Source organism: Nocardia carnea (assembly GCF_029868855.1).
In the GTDB taxonomy this organism is placed as follows: Bacteria; Actinomycetota; Actinomycetes; order Mycobacteriales; family Mycobacteriaceae; genus Nocardia; species Nocardia carnea_A.
On record NZ_JARWOV010000084.1, the window covers coordinates 16,189 to 38,572 of the forward strand.

Below are 22,384 nucleotides of genomic sequence, written 5' to 3' on the forward strand. Positions count from 1 at the left end.
TTGAGCTAATGTCGGTCAGGTCACATCGGATGCTCGGCGGCTCTCGTCCACTGGCCCGAATCGTGCACATTCCACTCGACACCCACCAGGTGAGGGATTCGATGAGACTCACTCGTACCAAGGCGATCGCTGCCGCCATCGCGTTATCCGTTCTGGCACTCGCAGGCTGTACATCGATCGACGAGAAAACCGCGCATACCGAACAACTCTCGGGTCCGGGCGAGAACGCCGGCGTGCTGTACGACCAGCTGCCGCAGGCGATCAAGGACAAGGGCGAGATCGTCTTCGTCGGTGATTCGCATCCGCCGTACCGCACCGTCGGCGCCGACGGGCAGACGGTCACCGGTATGGATCCGGATCTCCAGCAGGCACTGTCCGGAGTGCTCGGTGTCCCGATCCGTATGGAGGTCTCCAGTGGGCTTCCGGCAATGCTGTCCGGGATGCTGTCCGGTCGCTACGACGCGTTCAACGGACCGGTCAAGGCCACCCCGCAACGCCTGGCCGAATTCGACGGGGTGCAGTGGCTGACCAGTCGCACCTCTTACCTGCTGCCGATCAACGGAGGTATCGGAGCGCAGAGCACAGCCGAGTTGTGCGGATCCCGCACCGCGGGTGTGATCGGGTCGATCACCGAGGAGCAGGCCGCCAAACTGTCGGACTGGTGCGTGCGCAGCGGTAAGCAGCCCGTCGAGTTCGTCGGACTGGCCGATACCAATGCCACTCTGCTGGCCGTGCAATCCGGCCGCGCCGACTCCGCCGCGCTGACCCAGAGCGGTGCCATCGATACCGCGGCCGCGCAACCCGGCACCTGGCGCGCCGTCGCGCAGACCGAGGAGCAAGGGGCCCTCGCGGACCAGCTGGTACTGCTCTCACCCAAGACCAACGGTCTCGGACCCGTGTTCTACGAGGCATTCCGGCTGCTGTTCGCCGGCGGGCAGTACGACGAGCTGGTCGCGAAATGGAAGCTCGAGGATATCGCCGTCCCCGAGCCGGTGCTGAACCCCACCGCGACCGCATGAGCCGGGAACCTCGAGCCCTCCCATGTCCGACGAACAAGGAAACCCCATGACCGCATCCCTGACCGAGCGGCCCGCGGCGACCGTATCCGGCCCCGACGATGTCTCCGCGGCCCGGCCGCGCCTGCGCCCGCTGCGGTGGATCGTCTCTGTGGTCCTGCTGGTGCTGGCCGCGCAGCTGGCCAATTTCATCGTGACGAACGAGCGGTTCGGCTGGGATATCGTCTGGGGCTACCTGTTCTACCCGACGGTCCTGAAGGGCCTGGCCATGTCGGTGTTCATCACCGTGGTCGGCATGGTGGCCGGTTCGCTGCTGGGCGTGGCACTGGCCGCGGGCCAGAACAGCGACTTCTGGCCGGTGCGCCTGGTATGCCAGGGGTATGTGGCGATCTTCCGGGGTATCCCGCCGCTGGTTCAGCTGATCTTCTGGTTCAACCTGGCCTACCTGCTGCCGCAGCTGTCGATCGGCATCCCGTTCGGTCCCACCTTCGCCTCGTGGTCGTCGACCGAACTGATCAGCCCGCTCACCGCCGCGCTGATCGGGCTCAGCCTGCACGAAGCCGCCTATATGTCGGAGATCATCCGCTCCGGTCTCGGGGCGGTCGACGCCGGCCAGCGGGACGCCGCGATGGCCATGGGTTTCAGCCGCTGGCGGACGTTCTCGCGGATCATCCTGCCGCAGGCGATGCGGGTGATCGTGCCGCCCACCGGCAACCAGTTCATCTCGCTGCTCAAGGGCACCTCGCTGGTCTCGGTGATCGCCATGACCGATCTGCTGTTCTCCGTGCAGCTCATCTACAACCGGACCTACCAGGTGGTGCCGCTGCTGATAGTCGCCTGCATCTGGTACCTGGCCGTGGTTTCGCTGCTCACTGTGTTCCAGCGCCGGCTCGAACGCCGCTACGGCCGCGGCGAACGGCGCGACGAGATCCGGCCGAGTCTGTGGCGCAGCGCGCTGAATCGTGGAAGGAACGTCCGATGAGCGATCAGGCCGCCACGCCTGTGGTGCAGGTGTCGAATCTGCGCAAGGCCTATCACGGCCGCCCGGCGCTCGACGGTGTGGATCTCATCGTCGCCGAAGGGGAGGTGGTCGTTGTTCTCGGCCCCTCCGGATCGGGCAAGTCCACGCTGGTGCGCTGTATCGATCAGCTGGAGAAGATCGACGGCGGGGCGATCTATCTCGACGGCGAACTCCTTGGTTTCGCGCATAAACACGGTGCTTTGCGGCCGCTGTCCGAAGACGATATTGCCGCGCAGCGGCGCCGGATGGGCATGGTTTTCCAGCAGTTCAACCTGTTCCCGCACTGGACCGTGCTGCGCAACATCACCGAGGCCGCGGTAGCGGTGCACGGGATGTCGAAGGCCGCGGCCCGCGAGCGAGCCGAAACCCTGCTGCAGAAGGTGGGTCTGCCGGACAAGGCGGACGCCTATCCGCGGCAACTGTCCGGTGGTCAGCAGCAGCGGGTCGCGATCGCCCGGTCGGTGGCGACCCGGCCGCGGGTGCTGCTGTTCGACGAACCGACCAGCGCCCTGGACCCCGAACTGGTCGAGGAGGTGCTGACCGTGATCAAGGATCTCGCCCGTTCGGGTTTGACCATGGTCGTGGTCACCCACGAAATGGAATTCGCCCGCCAGGTTGCCGACCGGTGCGTGTTCATGGTCGACGGCAAGGTCGTCGAACAGAACGTCACCGCGGAATTCTTCGAACGCCCGCGTACCGAGCGGCTGCAACGATTCCTCAGCCGCTTCAACGAATCCCGTGGGGCCGGACAGGTGACCGAACTCGCCGAGGAGGCCCGATGAGCGGCACCTGCACGATCCTGGCGGTGGGCGACCTCGTTCTGGACGAACCCGATCCCGCTTCCTATTTCGCGCCGAGCGCAGGGGTGCTGCGGGCCGCCGATCTCGCGATCGGTCATATCGAGGTCCCGCATTCGACGAGCACCGTCCAGGCCAGCACCGACGTGCCGGCGCCCCCGGCCGATCCGAAAGCGCTCGGCGCCGTCGCCGCCGCCGGGTTCGCTGTTGTCACCCTCGCCGGGAACCATCTCTACGACGTGGGCACCGACGGCGTCCTCGACACGATCCGGTATTCGCGGGCGGCCGGGTTGAAAACCGCGGGCGGGGGAGCGAACCTCGCCGCCGCCCGCGAACCCGCCGTCCACGAGGCGGGCGGTTTGCGGATCGGTGTGCTCAGCTTCAACTGTGTGGGCCCCCGGGATTCGTGGGCGGCCTCGCAGAAGGCGGGCGCTGCCTATGTCAAAGTTCTCACCCACTACGAACTCGAATCGGCCACTCCCGGTGGGCCGCCCACGGTCTACACCTTCGTGGCCCCGGACAGTCTCGCGCAGATGAAGTCCGATATCCGGGCCTTACGGGCGGAAGTGGATGTCGTGGTCGTCGCTCTGCACAAAGGGATCGGTCATACCCCCGCGGTGCTGGCCGATTACGAATCACCGCTCGCGCAGGCCGCGGTCGACGCCGGCGCCGATATGGTGATCGGGCATCACGCACACATCATGCGTGGGATCGAAATGTACCGCGGTAAACCGATCTTCCACGGTCTCGGCAACTTCGTCACCGTGACCCACGCCCTGACTCCCGCCGGCGGTGACTCTGCGGAGCGCCGCGCGTGGGCGGCGCGCCGGCAGCAGATGTTCGGATTCGTCCCGGACCCGGATATGCCGTCCTATCCCTTCCACCCGGAGAGCCGCAACACCGCCATCGCCTCGTGCACCTTCGGCCCGGACGGAATGATCCGCGCGGGTTTCGTGCCGTGCTGGATCGACGACGACGCGCGCCCGGTGCCCGTGACGCCTGTCGGCGAGCGGGGCGCCGAAGTCGCCGACTATGTCGAAAAAATCACCCGGGCAGCCGGTTTCACCACCGAGTTCCAGCGGAACGCGGATGTTGTCACCGTGGCCGAGCCCGAGCTACCGCAAAGGACACCCTGATGGATCGACGGCCGCTGGAAGGCACAATCGTTCTCGATCTGACGACGGCGCTCGCCGGTCCGTACGCCACCTTGCTGCTCGCCGGGCTCGGCGCCCGGGTGATCAAGATCGAGAATCCGGAGCGCGGCGGCGACGCCTCCCGGAACAACTCCCCCTACGTCACCCGCGACGGGCTCTCGGTACGGCGCACCGCAGAAGAAGATATGTCGGTATCGATGCTCGCGCGTGGCCGGAACAAGGAATCGATCACCCTCGACCTGAAGCGGCCCGAGGGCCGGGAAGTATTCTTCGACCTGGTCGCGCACGCCGATATCGTGGTCGAGAACTACAGCGCCGGAGTCACCGCACGGCTCGGGATCGATCACGCCGCTGTCGCCGCCGTGAACCCGGCGATCGTCTACACCTCGATCAGCGGTTTCGGCAGTCAAGGTGGTCCGGGCACCGGTAAGGCGATGGACACCATCATCCAGGCACTCAGCGGTGTCATGATGACCGCCGGTAACCCCGGTGACGCACCCATCCGGTTCGGCTTGCCGATCGGTGACCTGCTCGCTCCGCTGTTCGCGGTGATCGGCACACTGTCGGCCGTGATCCAGGCCGGGCAGACCGGCCGCGGCCAGCATGTCGATGTCTCCATGCTGGGCGCACTCACCTCCCTCGTCGCCGCCGAACCGTTCGACGCCTTCGAAATGATCGGATTACCCACTCGTACCGGTGATATGGTGCCGCGACTGGCCCCGTTCGGGGTCTTCCCCGCCGCGGACGGCCACTTCGCGATCTGCGGTCCCACCGATGCGTTCGCGCACGGGGTGCTGAAGGCGATCGGTCGTGCCGATCTGATCAGCGACCCGCGCTTCGCGAAACGGGACGGCCGGGTCCACCACGCCGACGAGTTGCACGCCATGATCGCGCACTGGGCGGCGGACAAACCGGTCGCCGAGGTGGTCGCGGAATTGGAGAGCCAGGGCGCGCCCTGCGCGGAGGTCCGGTCACCGCGGGACGCGGTCCGCGATCCGATCGTGCGGCAGCGTGGCGAAGTCGTTCCGCTCACCCACCCCGGCTACGGCGACGTCGTCGAACTGTTCGGCAGCGGTCTGCCGATCACGATGTCCGACAGTGATACCAGCCTCGACCGGCCCGCGCCGGCGCTGGGCGAACACAACCACGACGTGCTCGGTGAACTGCTCGGATACGACGCGGCGCGGATCGCCGCGCTGGCCGAAGGCAAGGTGCTGTGAGCGGGATCGGAGATCGGATCCGGGAACTGCACGACTCCAGCGTGCTCCGGGCCGCAACAGGTCTCGGAGGCGCCGAGGTACCCGGATCTGTGCCCGGTGGCGCGGTGGAAAAATCCGCACCGGCCGGTGCCCGCCGCCCGGTGATCGGTGTAATCGGTGGCGATGTGCCGATCGAGATCATCGAGGCCTGCGGTGCGCACGCGTTCCGGGTGTCCGCCGCGGACCGCGAAATCGGCCGGGAAGCCGTCGAATTGCTTGGCACCACAGTGGATTCCACATTCCATTCGATTCTCGATCGAATCCTCGCCGGCGAATTCGGTTTTCTGCGCGGATTGATCGTCTCCCGGGATTGCCAGGCTTCGCTACGCCTGTTCTATGTCCTGCGGATGCTGGCGAAACAGGGACGCGCGGTACCGGACGTGCACTTGGTAGACCTGCTGCATCTGCCGCGCGAATCGACGCGTGATTACAACGCCGGTCAGCTCGCGCAGCTTGCCGACACGGTGGCAGCGTGGACCGGAACCGAGATCACCGCCACTGCCCTGCACGAGGCCCGGGAAGTCCGTGGGCGGCTCGGTTCGGCCCTGCGTGCCCTGCGTGCCTCGAGAGCGGAGGGCGCCGTCCCCGGCGCGACCGCGCTACGCCTGTATGCCCTCGCGCAGACGGACGCACCGGCCGACTGCCTGACGTGGGTCACTGCATTGCTCGACGAGCACGGGTCCTCGGGCCCAGGCCTCGATACCCGGACCGCGACTACGGTCACCGGTGGAACTCCCGGGCGCCCGGCCGGTAGCAGACTCCGTGTCTTTCTCACGGGCAGTACCGTCGACCGGGTTCCGGTGTACGACGGTCTCGAATCCGCCGGTGTGCTGATCGCCGGGGAGGATCACAACTGGGGTGATCCGGTGGCGGATCTTTGGGATATCCCCACCGCGGCGACCGACCTGCCGACCGCGTACACCGCCCTCGCCGAGCACCGGCTGCGGCTCGGTCCGATGGCGCAGGCGTCCGGATTGTCCGACCGCGCCCGCTTCAGCGCGGCCTGCGCCCGCCGCTGCGGCGCACAGGTGGTGCTTTCGGTCGGGCGGCGCAACGACCCCGCGCCCGGCTGGGATCGGCCGGGGCTGATCCGGGAGCTGGGGCCGGATATGCGGGTTGTGGCACTGCCCATCGCCGCACATATCTGGTCGGCGGACGAACTCGGAACCGCCGTCGAGTTGCTCATCCGGGAAGATTACGAGGTCACGGCACGATGAACGCACCCCACACCGCCCCGGCCCGGCTCGCCGCGGCGACGGCCGCGACCGCACATCAGAAGCAGTGGTTCGCCCGCATGCGTGCGGAGGTCGCCGCCGGTGCGCCACTGGCCCTCGTGAATGCCGACGCGCCGCAGGAGATTCTGCGGGCCATGGGGATCCCGTATGTGGTGAACCAGTGGTGGGCGTCGGTGTTATCGGCCAAGCGGCTGGGCCCGGCGGCATTGAACAGTATTGCCGCGCAAGGCTATCCGGACGATTCGCTGCAGTACGACGCGATCGGTCTCGGTGCCATGGAACTGCCGGCCGGACAGGCGCCGTGGGGTGGGCTGCCCCGGCCCGATTTCGTGATCGCCGAATGCAGCGGTGATGCCACCCGCAAGGTTTTCGATCTGTGGGCCGAGCACCCGGATACCGAATTCTTCCCCTTCGAGCGGTCCTCCGCCACCACGACCCCCGACAACTGGTGGGAAATCGTCCCGCACGAATGGGAGCGGGCCTATGCGAAGGACCGGCTCGACCTGATGACCAGCGAGAACTGGCAACTCGTCGACTTTCTCACCGAACGCACCGGGCGCCGCTTCGATATCGGCCGCCTCGCCGAGGTGATGAACCTGGTCAACGAGCAGGTCGAATGGAACAAACGGACGCGGGACCTCATCGCCGCCACCCGGCCGGCCCCGGTATCGATCAACGACAGCATTCCCGCGGTGATGATCCCCCAGTGGCACCGCGGCAGCGAATGGGCGCGGGACGCGGCGCGTGCACTGTTCCACGAGGTGGAGGCGGCGGTACGCGACGGGCGGGCGGTCTGCCCCGGAGAACAGGTGCGGTTGATGTGGATCGGGCGTGGACTCTGGTTCGATCTCGGCCTGTACCAGCGCTTCCAGGAGAAGTACGGCGCGGTGTTCGTCTGGTCGATGTACCTGGCGATCGCCGCCGACGGCTACGCCCGCTACGGTGACGACCCGATGCGCGCGCTGGCGGCCCGCTTCACCGGATTCACCGATCAGCTGTACACCCCGCCGTGGTCGTCGCAGTGGTATGTCAAGGAGGCCCGGAATCACGGTGTCGACGCCGTCGTCCATCTCGTGGCCGACGACGTTCCCGGTTCGGCCTTCACCACCGAGGCACTGGAACAGGCCGGTATCCCGGTGCTCGAGATCAACGCCGACAACGCCGATTCCCGGGGCGGCGCCGCGGCCGCGCTGGAAACCGCCATCGGCGATTTCCTGGAGCGGCGAGTGCTCGGCTGATCACCGTGCCGACGCTGCTCCCGCCGCCGCTGCGCCGGCGGAATTTCCTGCTGTACTTCGGCGGGCAGGTCTTCGCCAACACCGGAGTCTGGTTCCAGAATCTGGCGTTGAGCCTGTGGATCGTCGAGACGACCGAGAGTGCGCTGGCGCTGGCGCTGGTCGCGGTCTGCCAGTTCACCCCGATGCTGCTGCTCTCCGCGCCGGCCGGTGCGGTCGCCGACAGGTTCCGTCCGCGCGGCATTCTGTTCGTCACCGCACCGCTGATGATGTTGTGTGCCGCAGGTCTGGCCGTCGCCGCGGCAACGGGCCACAGCGGACTTGCCACGCTGCTGGGCATCATCGCACTCAGCGGGACGGTGCAGGCCTTCGATCGCACAGCCGGGCAGGCGTTCCTGTACGAGCTCGTCGGTCCCCGCGAGCTCGGTTCGGCGGTTTCGCTGAATACCGTCGCATTGTCCGCGGCCAGGTCGCTGGGTCCCGGGCTGGCCGGCCTGACCTACGCCGCCGCGGGCGCGGCCACCTGCTTCACGGTGAACGCGATCACCTACTCGAGCGTCCTGCTGGCACTGTGCCTGATGAATCCGAAAACTTTCGCGGAGAAGCAGGTTCGGGCCGCCGACTCCGGCACCGGTGCGGTACGCACACTACTCGGCGACCCGACCTTGCGGCGGCTGTTCGGCACCAATATCGCCGTCACCGTTCTCGCCATGAACTTCATGGTGGTGGTCACCGCCATGGTGACGATCACCCTCGACGGCGATCCGGCGCAGCTGGGGGCCGCGCATGCGCTGAACGCGGTCGGCGCGGTGATCGGCGGACTGATCGTATCGGCGATCGCACAGCGGGGCACCCGGGTCGTGGCTTCGGCCACGGCAACGCTCGGTCTCGCGCTGGGGTCGGCGGCACTGGCCCCGAATCCACTGATATTCCTGCTCATTTCCCCGCTGATCGGCCTGGGCCTGGGCGCGTTCCAGAGCTCGCTGAACAGCACGGTCCAGCTGCTGAGCCCGCCGGGTCTGCTCGGGCGGGCCGCCGGGCTGCTCACCATGAGCAGTGTCGGCGTCGCCCCCGTGGGGGCCGTGATCGCCGGGTCGATCATCGACGGTTCCTCGGCTCGGGTGGCTCTGCTCGCCGGGACGGTCACCTGCCTGGTGTGCGGTGCCGTCCTGGCGCGCGGAGATGACCGGAAACCACATTCGGCGCCCGAGCACACACCGCTGCGGCGCTGACCGCAGCGATCAGGCGGGACCCGTTCTCGCCGTGACAATGTCAAGGAGATACCCATGTCCAGATATCGCCTGCCGATCGCCGGTCTCGTCGGCCTGCTGGTCATTGCGGCCGCAATGCTCGGCGTAGTCGCCCGTACGAGTGGTACGGAGTCCGCGTCGGCCGGTTTCGCGGACTACACCCCGGACAAGCAGTACACCGAGGCGACCACCGAGACCTTCTATCTGCCGATGACCGATGGTACCCGGCTGGCGGTCCTGCTGCGCCGCCCGGCCGTCGGCGGCCGCCCGGCCGAGGGACGATTCCCGGTGGTCTGGCATCACAAATTGGATATCTACCCCAGTCCCAAAGACGGCGTGGGCCCGCGGGAGGCCGGATACTCCAACCTCACCGCGCTGACCGACCACGGCTATGTCATCGCGCAGGTCGCCCGGCGCGGTAACGGGCAATCGTTCGGAGTCCGGCGCGGCTACCACGACCGGGTCGAGGCCCAGGACGCCTACGACATCACCGAATGGCTGGCCGCCCAGCCGTGGTCCGACGGGCAGGTCGGAATCTACGGTTGCTCCAACACCGGTGACGCGGCGATGCACGCGGTATCCATGCGGCCCCCGCATCTGCAGGCGGCGTTCGCGGGCTGCTTCTCGTGGAACAAATTCGACGCCATGCGACGGGGCGGTATCGCCGCGCAGTGGGGTTATGGGCCTACTCGCACCGTCGCCGACGATATGCAGGTCACGCCCGTAGGCGGCGACGAGGACAAGGTGCTGCTGCGGCAGGCCGCCGAAGAACACCAGAAATCGACACCGCTGGCGCAGATGTGGGCCGGTATGCCCTATCGCGACGATTTCTCCCCGCTGGTCGCCTCCCGGTTCTGGGCCGAAGGCAGCCTCAGCACCTACGCGGCGCAGATCCGCGAATCCCGGGTGCCGCTGTACATCGTCGGCGGCTGGCGCGACGAATTCCGGGACCAGGGCATTGTCACCGCGCTCAACACCTCCGGGTCGAAACTGCTGATCGGACCGTGGCTGCACTGCGAGAACCCCGGGCTCGCGCTGGTCCAGGAGGCACACCGCTTCTTCGACGAGCACCTCAAAGGAATCGACACCGGTCTCGCCCAAGCACCGCCGATCCGCTACGCCACCGTCTCCGATATCGATGACCCCGCCGGCCCGATCATTTGGCGCGAGGCACAGTCCTGGCCGCCCACCGATTCCGGTCTGACCGATTTCCCGCTCGGCGGCGACCGGGGCCTCGGCTCGCGGGCTCCCGGTACGCGTGAGTTCACGGTGAACACCGCGGTCGAATGCCCGGAGGCGGGTTCGGGAGCGACCGTCCAGCCCTGCCATACCGCCGGTGAGGGGATCTCGTACACAACCGACCCGCTCACCCACGACACCGAGGTGACCGGTACACCCGTGGCCGATCTGACCATCCGCGTCGACCGCCCCGACGCCCACATATTCGCGTATGTCGAGGACGTGGCGCCGGACGGGACGGTTTCGGTGGTCACCGAGGGCCGGTCGGCTGCTTCATTGCGCGCGGAAAGCCCAGCGCCCTATAAACTTCCGGACGCCGTGCCGTACCACCGTTCCTTCCGCGAAGACGCACAGCCGCTGATTCCCGGGCAGGCCGTGCGAATGCGATTCGACATCCTGCCCCTGTCCTACGTGTTCCGGGCAGGACATCGGATGCAGATAACGGTGACCGGTTACGACCACCGGGAAAGCATCCCGCTACCCGACGCGCACGGTTCGACAGTCGAAGTCGTGAGCGATCCGGCCCAGCCCTCGCTGATCCGATTGCCCGTTGTGACGTCCTGACCGGGTCCACCGACTCACCGAGCCCGGCGGACCCGCATCCGCCGGCACTTCCGGGCCAACCCATCGCCCGAGGTGAGTGGCAGGACCACACCTCGGCATGCGCCGGCCCGAGGGTGCCCGCCGTCGTCGTACGCTGAGTCGCAGACGGGTAGGAAGGAGATCGGGATGGCCCAGGTGACGAAGAACTCGGCCACCGCGGCCGCGGTGCTGGCCGAATTGGCCGCGCTCGAGGATCCGAAGATCCGCGCGGTCAACGAGAAGCACGGCGACGATCACGGGGTCAACCTCACCGAACTGCGCGCACTCGCGAAGCAGCTGAAAACCCAGCACGACCTCGCGCGGGAACTCTGGAACACCGGCGACGGCGCGGCGCGACTGCTGGCACTGCTGGTCTGCCGCCCGAAGGCGTTCGACCGTGCCGAGCTGGACACCATGCTGCGCCAGGCCCGGACCCCCAAGGTTCAGGACTGGCTGGTCAACTATGTGGTGAAGAAGAACCCGTACGCCGAGGAACTGCGGGTGAGCTGGTTCACCGACCCGGACCCGGTGGTGGCGAGCGCCGGCTGGGCACTGACCACCGACCGGGTGGCGAAAAAGCCCGAGGGCCTCGACCTGGCCGGCCTGCTGGACATCATCGAGGCGGAGATGAAAACAGCGCCGGACCGTCTGCAGTGGGCGATGAACCACTGCCTCGCCCAGATCGGGATCGACCATGCCGAGTACCGCGCCCGTGCTGTCGAGATCGGCGAGCGCCTGGAGGTGCTGAAGGACTACCCGACGCCCCCGAATTGCACCTCGCCGTTCGCGCCGATCTGGATTGCCGAAATCGTGCGCCGGCAGGAAGGCAAGTGATCATGGTCGGCGGTGGAGTTCAGCAGTTCGGCTGGAACGGGAAACAGGCGGTCCGAGATGCGGGCGGGTTCGTCTCCGGTGCGGGTGGCGGCGGCACGCTCGTCTGTTCGGTGACCACGCTGTTCTGCTGCTGACCAGTGGTTTCCCGTGGTTCGGTGCGGCCGTGGCCGAGCTGAGCCACCAGCCAGATCCCGGCCGCCAGGACGCCGATCGCCGCGAATCCGGTCGCGGTCTGGGCGCGTCGGCGACGCCGGTCGTCGAAGGCCGCGGGGCCCTGGGGCAGTAGTGGTGGCGGTGGTTCCGGCGTGGGTTCGGCGGGTGCCGGAACCAGGTTCTCGCGTCCAGGTGGTGGAGTGGGTTCCGCGGGGGCAGGATCCGGATCCTCCGACCGGGGCGACGGGGGCGGGGACGGGGGCCGGTAGGTCGTCGGCCGAGCGGGAGTCACGGATTCGGGTGGCTCCTCGCGCGGGGGTACGGTGACCGGCGCCGCCGGTTCCGAGCGAGCCGGATCGAGCGGTGCGACCGGTTGCGGTGGCGCCTCGAGGGGGAATCCTTCGGCGGCCAGACCGTCGACGGTGGTGCTGTCACCGTGTTCGAGGGCCTCGATCAAGGCGTATGCCTGTTCCGCGGTCCACACCACAGCGCTGCGGTGATGGGCGCGATGGAACCAGGCCCGCAGCGGATTCTGGGTGTTGCACAGCAGCACGTCACAACCCTGCGGTGCCGATTTCTTGTCGAGTCGCAGATTCGATCCGCGCGGCGGGACCACGACCACCAGACCGGTGACGAACGCGGGCCCACCGGCCCGCGCCGCCGCGTTCTTCACCTTGAAGGCACCGTCCCTGACCTGGTCGTAGGGCGTGGTGTCGTTCTGACGCACGCCGACCGGGTCGCCGTCGAACCCCGGCACCTTCCACCGGCTGTTGGTGGTGCAGTGCAGGACACCGGTCGTGACTCCAGGGTTCAACCCTTTGATCTCGCATACGACGGTCGTGTGCGGGGTGATGATCACCAGATCGACTTCCTGCCCGGAAACGAAACAGTTCGCGATCGCCACCCCGGGAACCCGATAATCGTCCTGCCATTTCCGCAGCCAGGACACGACGCGCTTCTCCGCCCCGGATCTGAGCTTGTCGGCGATGACGAGCATCGAACCCACCCCTCCCTTCGCTGGTGATGTCGCCACCATAGCCGCCGCGGACTCACCGCTTCGAGAACGATTGCGGGAGAAGATATTCCTGGACAACCCAGTGGCGTGTTTGAGCCAGTGTCCAGGAACGCCGTCGGGGCAGGTGGCCGAGCCCGCGGAGGCCGGTCGGAATCAGCCCGTCTCTCGTCCGGCCGACGTGATCAGGCGTTCGATCGTATGGGTCACCTCGGTGACCATATGCTCGAAGAGGCTGTCGGCGTCGAATCCGGCATCCGCCGCCGCGCGACGCAGCAGGGGAAGTTCGAGGTCGCGGTGGTGGTCGAACCAGGCCGGTGGGGCCGGATACTGCTTGTCCACCGGGGCGCCGGCGTCCGCCCGGTGGTCGACCAGCAATACGAAACCGTAGATCCGGATCATCACATCCGCGTGTACGAGCAGGGCATCGTCGAGTCCGACCCCGACATCGGTCAGGAACCGCAGGAACGCCTCCGGGGCGGTGAGCCGCCGGGCGGGTACCCGCGAATCTCCGACCTGCTCGTCCAGCGAAACCAGCAGCGCGCGGGGATGGCGGCGCGCGATGCTGCGATGCAGCCGGCAGAACTCCCGCAGGCTCGTCCGCCAGTTTGCGGGGTCGAGCTCGGGGTCGGGCCATTGCGACAGCCACAGCTGGACGGCCCGGTCGACCACCTCTGCCCGGTCCTGGACGTGCCGATACAGCGCCCGCACGGTGACCCCGAGATCGGCGGCGAGATCCTGCATCGTCACCGCCTGGAATCCGCGCCGGCCCGCCAGCTCGAGCATGGCGGCGGCGATGGAATCGGCGGTGAGAGTGGGGCGTCCGGCGCGGGTGCGCGGACTGCGGCGCCGCCGGCCCGGCGGAAGCGGTTCGGACATCGGCAGAACACTACCCACACCAATTGACGTTCACAACCCATTGACATCAAGGGCTGCCGCTCCGACACTGAGATGCCGCCGCCCGTGGTGGTGCCGAACCGCGCGACCGAAAGGCCCACGATGACCCCCAGCCCGCTGCAGAACCCTGATCTCGACCGGCTCGTCGCCGAGTTGCACCGACGAAGCGCGGCTCAGATCACCGGAATCACCACCTATTTCGCCGATCGCGCCGCTCGCGGCAACGCCGCCGATCTCAGCGAACTCGATACCGCCGCCAACGAATTCCTCGCCGATAAGCTCGTCGCCCTCGAACACGACAAGGCGCTGCTGTGCCACCGGCTGTGCCTCGCCCTGCGGGCGCGCCGGGTCGTGGAGGTCGGCACCTCCTACGGGGTATCCACGCTCTACCTCGCCCAGGCCGTACGGCTGGTCACCGAAGCCGACGGTGGCACCGGCGTGGTGATCGGCACCGAGAAAGAACCCGGCAAAGCCGCGGCCGCCGAAGACACCTTCCGCAGAGCGGGACTCGAAGCCTATATCGATCTGCGCGAAGGAGATCTCCGGGAAACGCTCGTGAATGTGGACGCCCCCATCGACCTGGCCTTGATCGACATCTGGCCGGCCATGGCGCGACCGGCGCTCGAACTGATCACACCGAAACTCCGGCCGGGCGGGCTGATCCTGATCGACAACACCGAGAACCGTCCCGAAAGCTACCGCGAAGCCTTCGAATTCATCGATGACCCGGCCAACGGCCTGCTCACCCAGACCTTGCCGTTCCGTGGTGGTCTGGAACTCGCGGTCAAACACTGAGATGGGCTCTTCTCGAGCCGGTTTCGCGGAGACAGCCTTGTGGCGTGAGCCCATCCAGCCCGGCTGTTCAGCGTGCGGCGTCGATTGCCGAGACCGACGCACTGGCCGATCTACTGCGCGAGACCGACCCCGATTCCCACCTGCCCCGGCTGGACACTGGCGGACCTCGTCACCCACGTCGGACGTGCCCAGCGCTGGGCCGCCACGATGATCGGGTCACCGAAGCGCTCCATACCCGCGCGGTGCCCCGTACGGAACCGAACGATCCGGCCGACGTGCCCGCCGAGCACGCCGATGGCCGGGGTGCCGCCGCCGCCTTCGAGACGTGAGAGGACTGGTCGGCGCCGGTGTCGCGGCACTGCGCCGACCAGGGCGGTTGGTGGCGGGTATTGCGGAAGCGGCTGACTGTGCGGTATTCGAATTAGAAGAGCAATCTACGATAGAGAGAGTGGTATTTCCGAATCAGGAAGCAGCATTACCGGTGGCGTCGACCCGTCGGCGTGTGATCCGGCTTCCCGAGACCCATAGAGAAGTGAGCCGATCACATGCTGTTCGATATCGCCGATGACCAGGAGTTCTTCCGCTCCACCACGGCAAAGTTCCTGAGCGCGCGCGCCCAGCGGGACGAAATCCGCGAGTTGCGCCACGACGAGCACGGATTCGCGGCCGGCTACTGGCGTGGTGGGGCCGAATTGGGCTGGACGTCCCTGCTGGTGAGTGAGGAGGGCGGCGGCGGATCGATCAGTGGGCGGCCTGTTGTCGATCTGACGTTGATCGCCTATGAATTCGGGCGGCATGCGGCGCCCGGGCCGCTGGTGCCGGCCAATATCGTAGCTGCCGCGCTGTCCCGCAGCGGGTCGCATCCGGAGGTACTCGGCGAACTGCTGTCGGGAGAATCCCTCGCGACCTGGTGCCACGCCGAGCCACCGCCGCGGCGCGGGGTCGGGCTCGATATCCGAGTGGACGGCGACGAGCTGGTGCTCAACGGTCGCAAACAGCCCGTCGAGTCGGCTGGGGTGGCGCGATATCTGCTGGTCACCGGCTTGTGTGCGAGCCGGGTCACGCAGGTCCTGGTTCCGGTGGAAAGCACGGGAATCACCGTGACCCCGCTGCGTTCGCCCGACCTCACGCGCCGTTTCTCGGCGGTCGCGTTCGACAATGTGCGGGTTCCGCGCAGCGCGCTGGTGGGTGAGCTCGGCGGGGCGGAGCAGCAGGTCGCCTGGCAGCTGGAGGTGGCGGTCGTAGTGCAGTGCGCGGAAACCGTGGGCGCGATGCAGACCGGTTTCGAGATGGCGCTGGACTGGATGGCGGACAGGTATTCGTTCGGTCGGCCGCTGGCGTCGTATCAGGCGCTCAAGCACCGGACGGCCGATCTGAAATCGTGGCTCGAGGCGGCGCACGCGATCGCCGACACCGCCGCCGCGGCGGTCGGCGAGCGCCGGGCGGATTCGGGTGAACTGGTGGCTGTCGCGCAGGCGTTCGTCGGCCATTACGGGCCCGAGCTGCTGCAGGACTGTGTGCAGCTGCACGGTGGGATCGGGCTGACGTTCGAGCACGACCTGCATTTGTTCCTGCGCCGCGCCACCGTGAACCGCACCCTGTACGGTACGCCGGCCGAACACCGCCGGAATCTGGCCGACCGGTTGATCGAGCAGTACGGGCTGCGCGCGAGGGGCTCGGAGCCGGTGGTGGAGAACGTCCACACCGGGCCGTCGTTCGAGCCGGATGAGCAGAGCGTGAACGAGGACGTCGAGGACTTCCGCCTGCGGGCCAGAGAATGGATACGCGCCCACCTGGGCCCGTTCCGGCCCGAAGCCGTTGCCGGGCTGCGGAAGGTGACGCGCGAGGAGGAGCTGGCGGCCGTCGGCAATGACCGGCGGTTGCAGCGCAAACTCTACGATGCCGGGTTCGCCGGTATCGCCATCCCGGTCGAATACGGCGGCCGTGGGCTCACCGCCGCGCATCAGCGGGCGTTCACCGAGGAAATGGCCGGGTTCGAGTACCCGTCGCGGTGCCAGGTGCCCACCCTGTCGCCGTGCGCGGCGGTGCTACTGGATTTCGGGACCGAGGAGCAGAAGCGGCGCCATATTCCGGCGATGCTGCGCGGGGAGGAGATCTGGATGCAGTTCCTCTCCGAACCGTCCGGCGGCTCCGATGTCGCGGGGGCGGTGACCACCGCGGTGCGTGACGGTGACGACTGGGTGATCAACGGCGCCAAGATCTGGACCACCGGCGCCTGGTATTCCGATTGGGCGCTGTGCCTGGCCCGTACCAACTGGGATGTGCCGAAACATCGCGGGCTCACGGTTTTCATCCTGCCCATCCACCAGCCGGGGATCGAGGTGCACCAGATCGAGATGCTCAACGGTGCCCGGGAGTTCTGCCAGGAGTTCCTCACCGATGTGCGGGTGCCGGATTCCGACCGGATCGGCGAGGTCGACGGCGGCTGGACCGTCGGGACCCGCTGGATGTCGCACGAACGGCTGCTGTCGGAATCGCCCTACGTCACGGTGCCCGCGAAACCTGCGATCTCCGATCGGTCGCCGGTGGAGATCGCCTGCCGGGCCGGGACCGTCGACGAGCCGGGCGTGCGCGACCTCATCGGTGAGGACCGGATGCTGGACCTCGTCGGTACCGCGCTGCAGCGGCGGCTCGGCACCGGGATGGCGTCCGGTCGTATCCCCGATCAGTCGGCGGCCCTCGGGCGCCTGTTCCGTGGTGTCGCCGAATCGCGCCGGGCGACCATAGAATTCGAGGTCGCGGGTGGCGCGGTCTGGGACGAGGAGTTCGGCGACGCCGGCGATGTGTTCCTGATGCGGCAGGTGAGCTGCATCGGCGGCGGCACCACCGAAATGGCCCGCAACGTGATCAGCGAACGGGTGCTCGGTATGCCCCGGGAAGCGCGGAACGACCACACTGTGCCGTTCCGGGAGGTACCGCGGGGCGGTCGCCGTACTTCCTGATCGACGCCGTGCGCCGGTGGGCCAGGGTTCGGTATGTGCGGGGTCGGCCCGCCGGGACGGAGCGGGCCGAAGCCGGGCGGTAGCTGCCCGCCCGGCTCACGATCGGTCAGACGGTGACGCTGACCTCGCCCGGATTCGTGCTCATCGTGACGACCACCGGGCCCGGGCCGGTGTCGGCCAGCGCCCGGTGGTAACCGTGATCGGTGGGGAACCAGCCGCCGGGGGCAGGAACCGACGAGACGGCGACTTCCTCGGAACCGGTGGCGCCGGACGCCACATTGCGCCAGGACACCGTCGCCGACAGAGTGCACGACGGATCCGGGCGGTCCGCGCGGAACAGTACCGAGATCCCGACGCCGATGACATCGGTCGGTAGTGGAGTGACGGAAACCTGGGTGCGGACGGTGCCGGCACATCCGGGCGCGACCTCGACCCGGGCGTCCTGGAAATCGGCGGCCGTCTGGGCACCCGCAGGCGCCGCGACCGGGAGCAGTGCGGTTGCGGTGAGGGCGCCTATAGCAAACGGTCGCAAGAGCTTTCGCAAGAGAATATTCCTCTCAAAAAACGGGGTTCCGGGCCGGTTACCCCGGGAGCCGCCACGGGTAAACCCTTTGCTGGGTAGGTCCTGGAACGACCGCGCCCGCCGCGGGATCCGACCTTACCGCCGCCCGCGGGCGCGGTGGGTGGATCCGGCGATCCCGCGAGGCCGGGTATGCGGCGCAGAGCCTGCATCCGGCCGGGGAACCGCATAGGCTCATGCCATGGGACTCGACGTGTACGCGGTCCGGCCCAGCCAGAGCCGGGTATCCGATATGGCGGCCTTCCAGCAGCTCCAGGCGATGCCGGCGGAGGAGCGCGGGGAGTTCGGGTGGCTGCATCCGGACGATCTCGAACCGTTCGACGAACTACCGCGCGAGTTCGCGCAAGGGGGGTTGTTCTGGCCCTCCGACGGCGATCCGACCGGGTTCCGCGGGCAGGTGTACGAGAAATGGGTGTCCGACGAGTTCGGGCTGAGCCTGTACGAGCTGTTCGACCCCGACGATGTGCGCGGATTCGTGGAACGGCTGGACGAATGGCTCGGCCGGGCCGAATCGGGGGACGCGGAGATACCGCTGTTCGGTGCCGACAGTGACGACGGGCACGCGCTGACCCGGGTGCGCTCGCTGGCGGCGTATCTGCAGGCCGTGGCGGACCAGGATCTCTGGCTGTTCCCCGACTACTGACCGGCCACCGCGGCGGTGTCCGCGGCGCCCGGCAGCAGAGCCAGACGGCTGGCGGTGCGGTGGATATCTGCGGGCAGCCCGGCGCCGGACAGGCATTCGCCCAGGGGCGCGCGGGCGATGAGGTTCAGCGGAATCTGCCGGTCGCACAGGACGTCGACGAGGTTGGCGAAACGTTGTGCGGCCTCGCGATCGGCCGTCGCCAGCACGGGAAGCCCGGACAGGGTCCAGTGGCTGTACCGATCGGCCAGGTGAAGGTAGTCGATGGTGGAGAAGGGACGGTCGCAGAGGTCCGTGAAGGCGAACCAGATCTCCGCGCCGCGTACCGCCAGGGCGGTGACGGTTCGGGTGCCGAAGGCGACCTGCCGGCGTTCGGATGGTGCCGGGATACGCAGCCCGGCCGCCGCGAGCTGGTCGCTGTTACCGGGCCACAGGTAGCGGCCGAGACCGAATCCGGTGGCCGGTGTCGGCCCGGTCTGCCGGTAATCCTGCGGGCCCGCCACTTCGACGATTTCCAGCGCATCGTCGAGCGCGACCGCGACCGGTTCGATCAAATGATGGAACAGCGGGTTCGGCAGCAGGCCCGACGGCGGATAATTCGAGGTGGCGACCAATGTGATGCGGCGGGCGAACAATGCCTTCACGACCTTGGCGAGGATGGTGGCGTCACCGGGGTCGTGCACATGGAATTCGTCGAAGCAGACGAGCCGGGCCGCGCCGAGCAGGTCGCGGACCGCGTGTTCGGCGGCCCGGGGCTCGTGGCGGTGGGCAGCGTAGCGGGAGTGGAACTCGCGGAAGAATTCGTGGAAATGGACGCGGCGTTTGTGTCGAACAGGCACGGCGTCGTAGAAGGTGTCGACCAGCCAGCTCTTCCCCCTACCCGCGGGACCCCAGACATAGACACCACGCGGCGGCGGCCCGAAAAGGCGGCGCCCCCCGGATAATTCGTCGCCGAGGCGGCCCAGCGGGGCGGCAGCGTTGCGCTGGGAATCGTCGAGATCGAATCCCGCATCGCGTGCGGCATCGTCGAATACCGACCCCCAGTCGCTCCGTGTTCCCACCACCGGCACCTCCTTGTGACCTTGGAGCCAGCCTGGCAGGCCGGTCCCCGCGGTGCCCAGAGACGAGACACACATGTGAAAAGGATCGCGCGAACGGTGACGATGTCACGAAAAGCCGGGGGTGGTAGCCGATTCCGGACCCCCGGGAGTTATGCGGCAGGCGTGAGGAGGTAGTCCTGTGGCTCCAGTCTGCGCACGCGGCGCCGGTAGCTGGTGACCGTACCGGGCCAGTTGTTGGTGATCTTTCCGGCCGCGTTGCGATACCAGCTGGTGCAGAAATTCCACGGCGTACGCTCGAGCCGTTTCTGCAGAGCGTCGTTGAACGCGCGCTCGGTTTCGGCGCGGACCTCGAGCATATGACCGGGTTTACCGGCGAGCAATTGCACGGCCTGGCGAATATACCGGGATTGCGTTTCGATCATGTAGATGATCGATCCGACCCCGAGGTTCGTATTGGGTCCGTACACCATGAAGAAATTGGGGAAATCGGGCACGGTCATCCCGTAATAGGCGTGCGCTCCGTCCGACCATGCCTCGGCCAGTTCCCGGCCGGCCCGGCCGCTGATCCGCATCGGCCACAGGAATTCGGTGCCCTTGAAACCGGTGCCGTAGATGATCACATCGGCTTCGTGGAGCCTGCCGTCGGCGGTGCGGACGCCCTGCGGGGTGATCTCGGTGACGGCGGCGGTGGTCACCTCCACATTGGGCTGTGTGAGGGCCGGAAAATAGTCGCTGGAGAACAGGGTGCGTTTACAGGCGATCGGATAATCGGGGGTGAGTTTGGCACGTAATTCGGGATCGTCGACGTTGTTGCGGAGATTCCGTGCCGCCAGACGCGCCACCAGGCGGCTGATGATCGGCAGCTCCACCAGGCCCAGCGAGGAGATCTCGGCCGTGAGCCACCAGCCCAGACGCTCGATCGAGAGCATGCCGGGAATACGGGCGAACAATTTGTGCTGTACCGGCGAATAGTCGGTATCGAATTTCGGCAGCACCCAGGCGGCGGTGCGCTGGAAAAGGGTGAGGTGGTCGACCCGCGGCTGGATCCGCGGTACGTACTGGATCGCGCTCGCGCCGGTGCCGATGCACGCGACGCGTTTCCCGGCGAGATCCACAGTGTGATCCCACATCGCCGAATGGAATGCCTGCCCGGTGAAACTGTCTACGCCCGGGATATCCGGCATTTGCGGGCGGGAGAGCTGACCGACCGCGGAGATCAGTACCTCGGCGGTCCGGGTCGCGCCGTCGGCGGTGTGCACGGTCCAGCGGCCGGTTCTCTCGTCGAATGCGGCCTCGGTGACCTCGACGCCGAACTCGATGCGGTCGAGCAGATCGTGCCGGCGCGCGACCCCGCGCAGGTAGTCGTGGATGGCGGCCTGCCCCGAGTAGCGCTGCGGCCAATCCGGCTTCGGCTCGAACGAGTACGAGTACAGCGGTGACGGCACATCGCAGGCAGCTCCGGGGTAGGTGTTCTCCCGCCAGACTCCACCGAGGTCCTGCGCCTTCTCCAGGATGGCGATATCGCCGAACCCGTGGCGCCGCAATTCGACGGCCACCCCGATACCGCCGAATCCGGCGCCGATCACGAGTACCGATATCCGGTGTGTCCCGCTCATAGCTGCTCCCTGTCCATCGGGTACGAGCGTGTCCCCTGGTGTCGTGACGCTCGGCCACCGCCTCCGGGGCCGGCACGCTCCTGCCGGGTCACGTCCGACTGTGGCTCCACTCACTGTAGGCGCGCGGTGCGGGTTCGGATCTGGACTTTCGGCCAAGTGACAGCAGACCGGGCCGAGCTGCGGCGGAACCATATCGACATCCGATCCGGATGGCCGGCCCGCATATCGGACCGCACGTCAACACGTTCACGTGGGGAAATAACGTTGCCGGGGCTTCGGTGCGGTCGATAGGGTGTCGCGGTTTGCCCATCCTGATCACGCGAAGGAGATTCGATACCCGATGGAACCCGTAACCGAACGAGAAATCAGAGCATCGTTCGTCAACTGCTCGAAAGGTGACGCCAAACGCCTCACGGTGCCACCCGATCTGGACTCCCGTCCCTGGGATGAACTGGACTTTCTCGGCTGGTCCGATCCGGGGTTACCCGGCCGTGCCTACCTGGTGGTACCCGAGGCGGACGGTCTCGCCGGTATCGCGCTGCGCTACGAAACCGGTGGTCCGCGCCGGTCCCAGATGTGCACGATCTGCTCGACCACTCACAGCAACGGTGGCGTCGTGCTGATGACCGCCCGTAAATCCGGCGAGGCCGGCCGTCGCGGCAACACCACCGGGACGTACATGTGCGAGGACCTGTGTTGTTCGCTGTACGCCCGGAACAAGAAGACCCCGGCCCTCGGTCGCGCCTATCGCGACGATTTCGACCCCGGTGACCGGATCCGCCAGATCCGGCAGAACGTGACCGCGTTCCTCGGCCGGGTCCGAGCCTGAACATCTTCTGAATCGATCGAGACGTGAGAAAGAGGTTGTGGCCCATGCGCCGACACTCGAGACCGAGCCCGCGGCATGCTCCGGATTCTGCACTACCCCGCGGACTCCGGAGCTGCCCGCATCCTCCCCGGCCGGGACGGACCGGAGCAGCCGACCAAACAAGAGAACGGTTGTCTGGCCACAGGCGTTCTGGACGACACCGATATATCCCGGACC

At 67.4% G+C, this 22,384-nt stretch carries 20 protein-coding genes; 15 read left to right on the forward strand and 5 right to left on the reverse strand.

The features are described 5' to 3' along the window. Positions 1-101: 101 nt before the first annotated feature. The 10 genes from QH195_RS07660 (at position 102) to QH195_RS07705 (ending at position 11,622) form a co-directional block, all read left to right on the forward strand. Complete coding sequence (locus tag QH195_RS07660; RefSeq protein WP_280434865.1) at positions 102-1,019, forward strand: transporter substrate-binding domain-containing protein; 918 nt, start codon at positions 102-104, stop codon at positions 1,017-1,019. Between the two features lie 46 nt (positions 1,020-1,065). After that, positions 1,066-1,998 (forward strand): amino acid ABC transporter permease, encoded by a 933-nt coding sequence (locus tag QH195_RS07665; protein ID WP_280434866.1) that lies wholly within the window; start codon positions 1,066-1,068, stop codon positions 1,996-1,998. Further along, positions 1,995-2,819: an amino acid ABC transporter ATP-binding protein gene (locus tag QH195_RS07670; RefSeq protein ID WP_280434867.1), complete on the forward strand. Its 825-nt coding sequence runs from the start codon at positions 1,995-1,997 to the stop codon at positions 2,817-2,819. The genes QH195_RS07665 and QH195_RS07670 overlap by 4 nt, the downstream gene beginning before the upstream one ends. Then, entirely contained in the window at positions 2,816-3,970 is a 1,155-nt protein-coding gene (locus QH195_RS07675; protein ID WP_280434868.1) for a CapA family protein, read from the forward strand. The genes QH195_RS07670 and QH195_RS07675 overlap by 4 nt, the downstream gene beginning before the upstream one ends. Beyond that, a complete protein-coding gene (locus QH195_RS07680) occupies positions 3,970-5,208 on the forward strand; it encodes a CaiB/BaiF CoA transferase family protein (RefSeq protein WP_280434869.1) in 1,239 nt (412 codons plus the stop codon). The genes QH195_RS07675 and QH195_RS07680 overlap by 1 nt, the downstream gene beginning before the upstream one ends. Next, positions 5,205-6,464: a 2-hydroxyacyl-CoA dehydratase family protein gene (locus tag QH195_RS07685; RefSeq protein ID WP_280434870.1), complete on the forward strand. Its 1,260-nt coding sequence runs from the start codon at positions 5,205-5,207 to the stop codon at positions 6,462-6,464. Before QH195_RS07680 ends, QH195_RS07685 begins: the two co-directional genes overlap by 4 nt. After that, positions 6,461-7,720 carry a 2-hydroxyacyl-CoA dehydratase family protein gene (locus QH195_RS07690; protein ID WP_280434871.1) on the forward strand — a complete coding sequence of 420 codons (1,260 nt, stop codon included), beginning with the start codon at positions 6,461-6,463 and terminating at the stop codon, positions 7,718-7,720. The genes QH195_RS07685 and QH195_RS07690 overlap by 4 nt, the downstream gene beginning before the upstream one ends. A gap of 5 nt (positions 7,721-7,725) precedes the next feature. Further along, on the forward strand, positions 7,726-8,949 hold the full coding sequence (locus QH195_RS07695) for an MFS transporter (RefSeq protein ID WP_280434872.1): 1,224 nt from the start codon (positions 7,726-7,728) through the stop codon (positions 8,947-8,949). Positions 8,950-9,003: 54 nt separating this feature from the next. Further along, positions 9,004-10,770: a CocE/NonD family hydrolase gene (locus tag QH195_RS07700; protein ID WP_280434873.1), complete on the forward strand. Its 1,767-nt coding sequence runs from the start codon at positions 9,004-9,006 to the stop codon at positions 10,768-10,770. A 165-nt stretch (positions 10,771-10,935) separates the two neighbouring features. Further along, the gene (locus QH195_RS07705) at positions 10,936-11,622 is read left to right on the forward strand and encodes a DNA alkylation repair protein (RefSeq protein WP_280434874.1); all 687 of its coding nucleotides are present in this window, start codon (positions 10,936-10,938) and stop codon (positions 11,620-11,622) included. Between the two features lie 19 nt (positions 11,623-11,641). On the opposite strand, the gene QH195_RS07710 is transcribed toward QH195_RS07705, so the two are convergent. Both QH195_RS07710 and QH195_RS07715 read right to left on the reverse strand, forming a co-directional pair. Next, on the reverse strand, positions 11,642-12,772 hold the full coding sequence (locus QH195_RS07710; RefSeq protein WP_280434875.1) for a nuclease-related domain-containing protein: 1,131 nt from the start codon (positions 12,770-12,772) through the stop codon (positions 11,642-11,644). Between the two features lie 171 nt (positions 12,773-12,943). Then, positions 12,944-13,666 (reverse strand): TetR/AcrR family transcriptional regulator, encoded by a 723-nt coding sequence (locus tag QH195_RS07715; protein ID WP_280434876.1) that lies wholly within the window; start codon positions 13,664-13,666, stop codon positions 12,944-12,946. Between the two features lie 120 nt (positions 13,667-13,786). Between QH195_RS07715 and QH195_RS07720 the strand changes: the two genes are divergently transcribed. The 3 genes from QH195_RS07720 (at position 13,787) to QH195_RS07730 (ending at position 17,442) form a co-directional block, all read left to right on the forward strand. Next, positions 13,787-14,479 carry an O-methyltransferase gene (locus tag QH195_RS07720; protein ID WP_280420833.1) on the forward strand — a complete coding sequence of 231 codons (693 nt, stop codon included), beginning with the start codon at positions 13,787-13,789 and terminating at the stop codon, positions 14,477-14,479. A 72-nt stretch (positions 14,480-14,551) separates the two neighbouring features. Next, positions 14,552-14,884 carry a maleylpyruvate isomerase N-terminal domain-containing protein gene (locus QH195_RS07725; protein ID WP_432278828.1) on the forward strand — a complete coding sequence of 111 codons (333 nt, stop codon included), beginning with the start codon at positions 14,552-14,554 and terminating at the stop codon, positions 14,882-14,884. A gap of 140 nt (positions 14,885-15,024) precedes the next feature. Continuing rightward, positions 15,025-17,442: an acyl-CoA dehydrogenase gene (locus tag QH195_RS07730; RefSeq protein WP_280434878.1), complete on the forward strand. Its 2,418-nt coding sequence runs from the start codon at positions 15,025-15,027 to the stop codon at positions 17,440-17,442. Positions 17,443-17,548: 106 nt separating this feature from the next. On the opposite strand, the gene QH195_RS07735 is transcribed toward QH195_RS07730, so the two are convergent. After that, complete coding sequence (locus QH195_RS07735; protein ID WP_280420836.1) at positions 17,549-17,986, reverse strand: hypothetical protein; 438 nt, start codon at positions 17,984-17,986, stop codon at positions 17,549-17,551. Positions 17,987-18,203: 217 nt separating this feature from the next. Here QH195_RS07735 and QH195_RS07740 point away from each other — a divergent pair, with 217 nt between their 5' ends. Then, positions 18,204-18,665: a hypothetical protein gene (locus QH195_RS07740; RefSeq protein ID WP_280420837.1), complete on the forward strand. Its 462-nt coding sequence runs from the start codon at positions 18,204-18,206 to the stop codon at positions 18,663-18,665. Here the strand turns inward: QH195_RS07740 and zapE are convergent. Further along, on the reverse strand, positions 18,659-19,726 hold the full coding sequence (zapE, locus tag QH195_RS07745; protein ID WP_280434879.1) for a cell division protein ZapE: 1,068 nt from the start codon (positions 19,724-19,726) through the stop codon (positions 18,659-18,661). The two genes, QH195_RS07740 and zapE, sit on opposite strands and share 7 nt — an antisense overlap. A gap of 146 nt (positions 19,727-19,872) precedes the next feature. Next, the gene (locus QH195_RS07750; protein WP_280434880.1) at positions 19,873-21,339 is read right to left on the reverse strand and encodes a flavin-containing monooxygenase; all 1,467 of its coding nucleotides are present in this window, start codon (positions 21,337-21,339) and stop codon (positions 19,873-19,875) included. A gap of 340 nt (positions 21,340-21,679) precedes the next feature. Between QH195_RS07750 and QH195_RS07755 the strand changes: the two genes are divergently transcribed. Next, positions 21,680-22,168, forward strand: coding sequence for an FBP domain-containing protein (locus QH195_RS07755; protein ID WP_280420840.1), 489 nt, complete (start codon positions 21,680-21,682; stop codon positions 22,166-22,168). The last annotated feature ends 216 nt before the right edge of the window (positions 22,169-22,384 follow it).

Excerpts from the sequence above, each read along its gene's own strand:
- QH195_RS07660 (WP_280434865.1), top strand. The coding sequence starts at position 102 with ATGAGACTCACTCGTACCAAGGCGATCGCTGCCGCCATCGCGTTATCC.
- QH195_RS07665 (WP_280434866.1), top strand. The coding sequence starts at position 1,066 with ATGACCGCATCCCTGACCGAGCGGCCCGCGGCGACCGTATCCGGCCCC.
- QH195_RS07670 (WP_280434867.1), top strand. The coding sequence starts at position 1,995 with ATGAGCGATCAGGCCGCCACGCCTGTGGTGCAGGTGTCGAATCTGCGC.
- QH195_RS07675 (WP_280434868.1), top strand. The coding sequence starts at position 2,816 with ATGAGCGGCACCTGCACGATCCTGGCGGTGGGCGACCTCGTTCTGGAC.
- QH195_RS07680 (WP_280434869.1), top strand. The coding sequence starts at position 3,970 with ATGGATCGACGGCCGCTGGAAGGCACAATCGTTCTCGATCTGACGACG.
- QH195_RS07690 (WP_280434871.1), top strand. The coding sequence starts at position 6,461 with ATGAACGCACCCCACACCGCCCCGGCCCGGCTCGCCGCGGCGACGGCC.
- QH195_RS07700 (WP_280434873.1), top strand. The coding sequence starts at position 9,004 with ATGTCCAGATATCGCCTGCCGATCGCCGGTCTCGTCGGCCTGCTGGTC.
- QH195_RS07705 (WP_280434874.1), top strand. The coding sequence starts at position 10,936 with ATGGCCCAGGTGACGAAGAACTCGGCCACCGCGGCCGCGGTGCTGGCC.
- QH195_RS07710 (WP_280434875.1), bottom strand. The coding sequence starts at position 12,772 with ATGCTCGTCATCGCCGACAAGCTCAGATCCGGGGCGGAGAAGCGCGTC.
- QH195_RS07715 (WP_280434876.1), bottom strand. The coding sequence starts at position 13,666 with ATGTCCGAACCGCTTCCGCCGGGCCGGCGGCGCCGCAGTCCGCGCACC.
- QH195_RS07720 (WP_280420833.1), top strand. The coding sequence starts at position 13,787 with ATGACCCCCAGCCCGCTGCAGAACCCTGATCTCGACCGGCTCGTCGCC.
- QH195_RS07730 (WP_280434878.1), top strand. The coding sequence starts at position 15,025 with ATGCTGTTCGATATCGCCGATGACCAGGAGTTCTTCCGCTCCACCACG.
- QH195_RS07740 (WP_280420837.1), top strand. The coding sequence starts at position 18,204 with ATGGGACTCGACGTGTACGCGGTCCGGCCCAGCCAGAGCCGGGTATCC.
- QH195_RS07750 (WP_280434880.1), bottom strand. The coding sequence starts at position 21,339 with ATGAGCGGGACACACCGGATATCGGTACTCGTGATCGGCGCCGGATTC.
- QH195_RS07755 (WP_280420840.1), top strand. The coding sequence starts at position 21,680 with ATGGAACCCGTAACCGAACGAGAAATCAGAGCATCGTTCGTCAACTGC.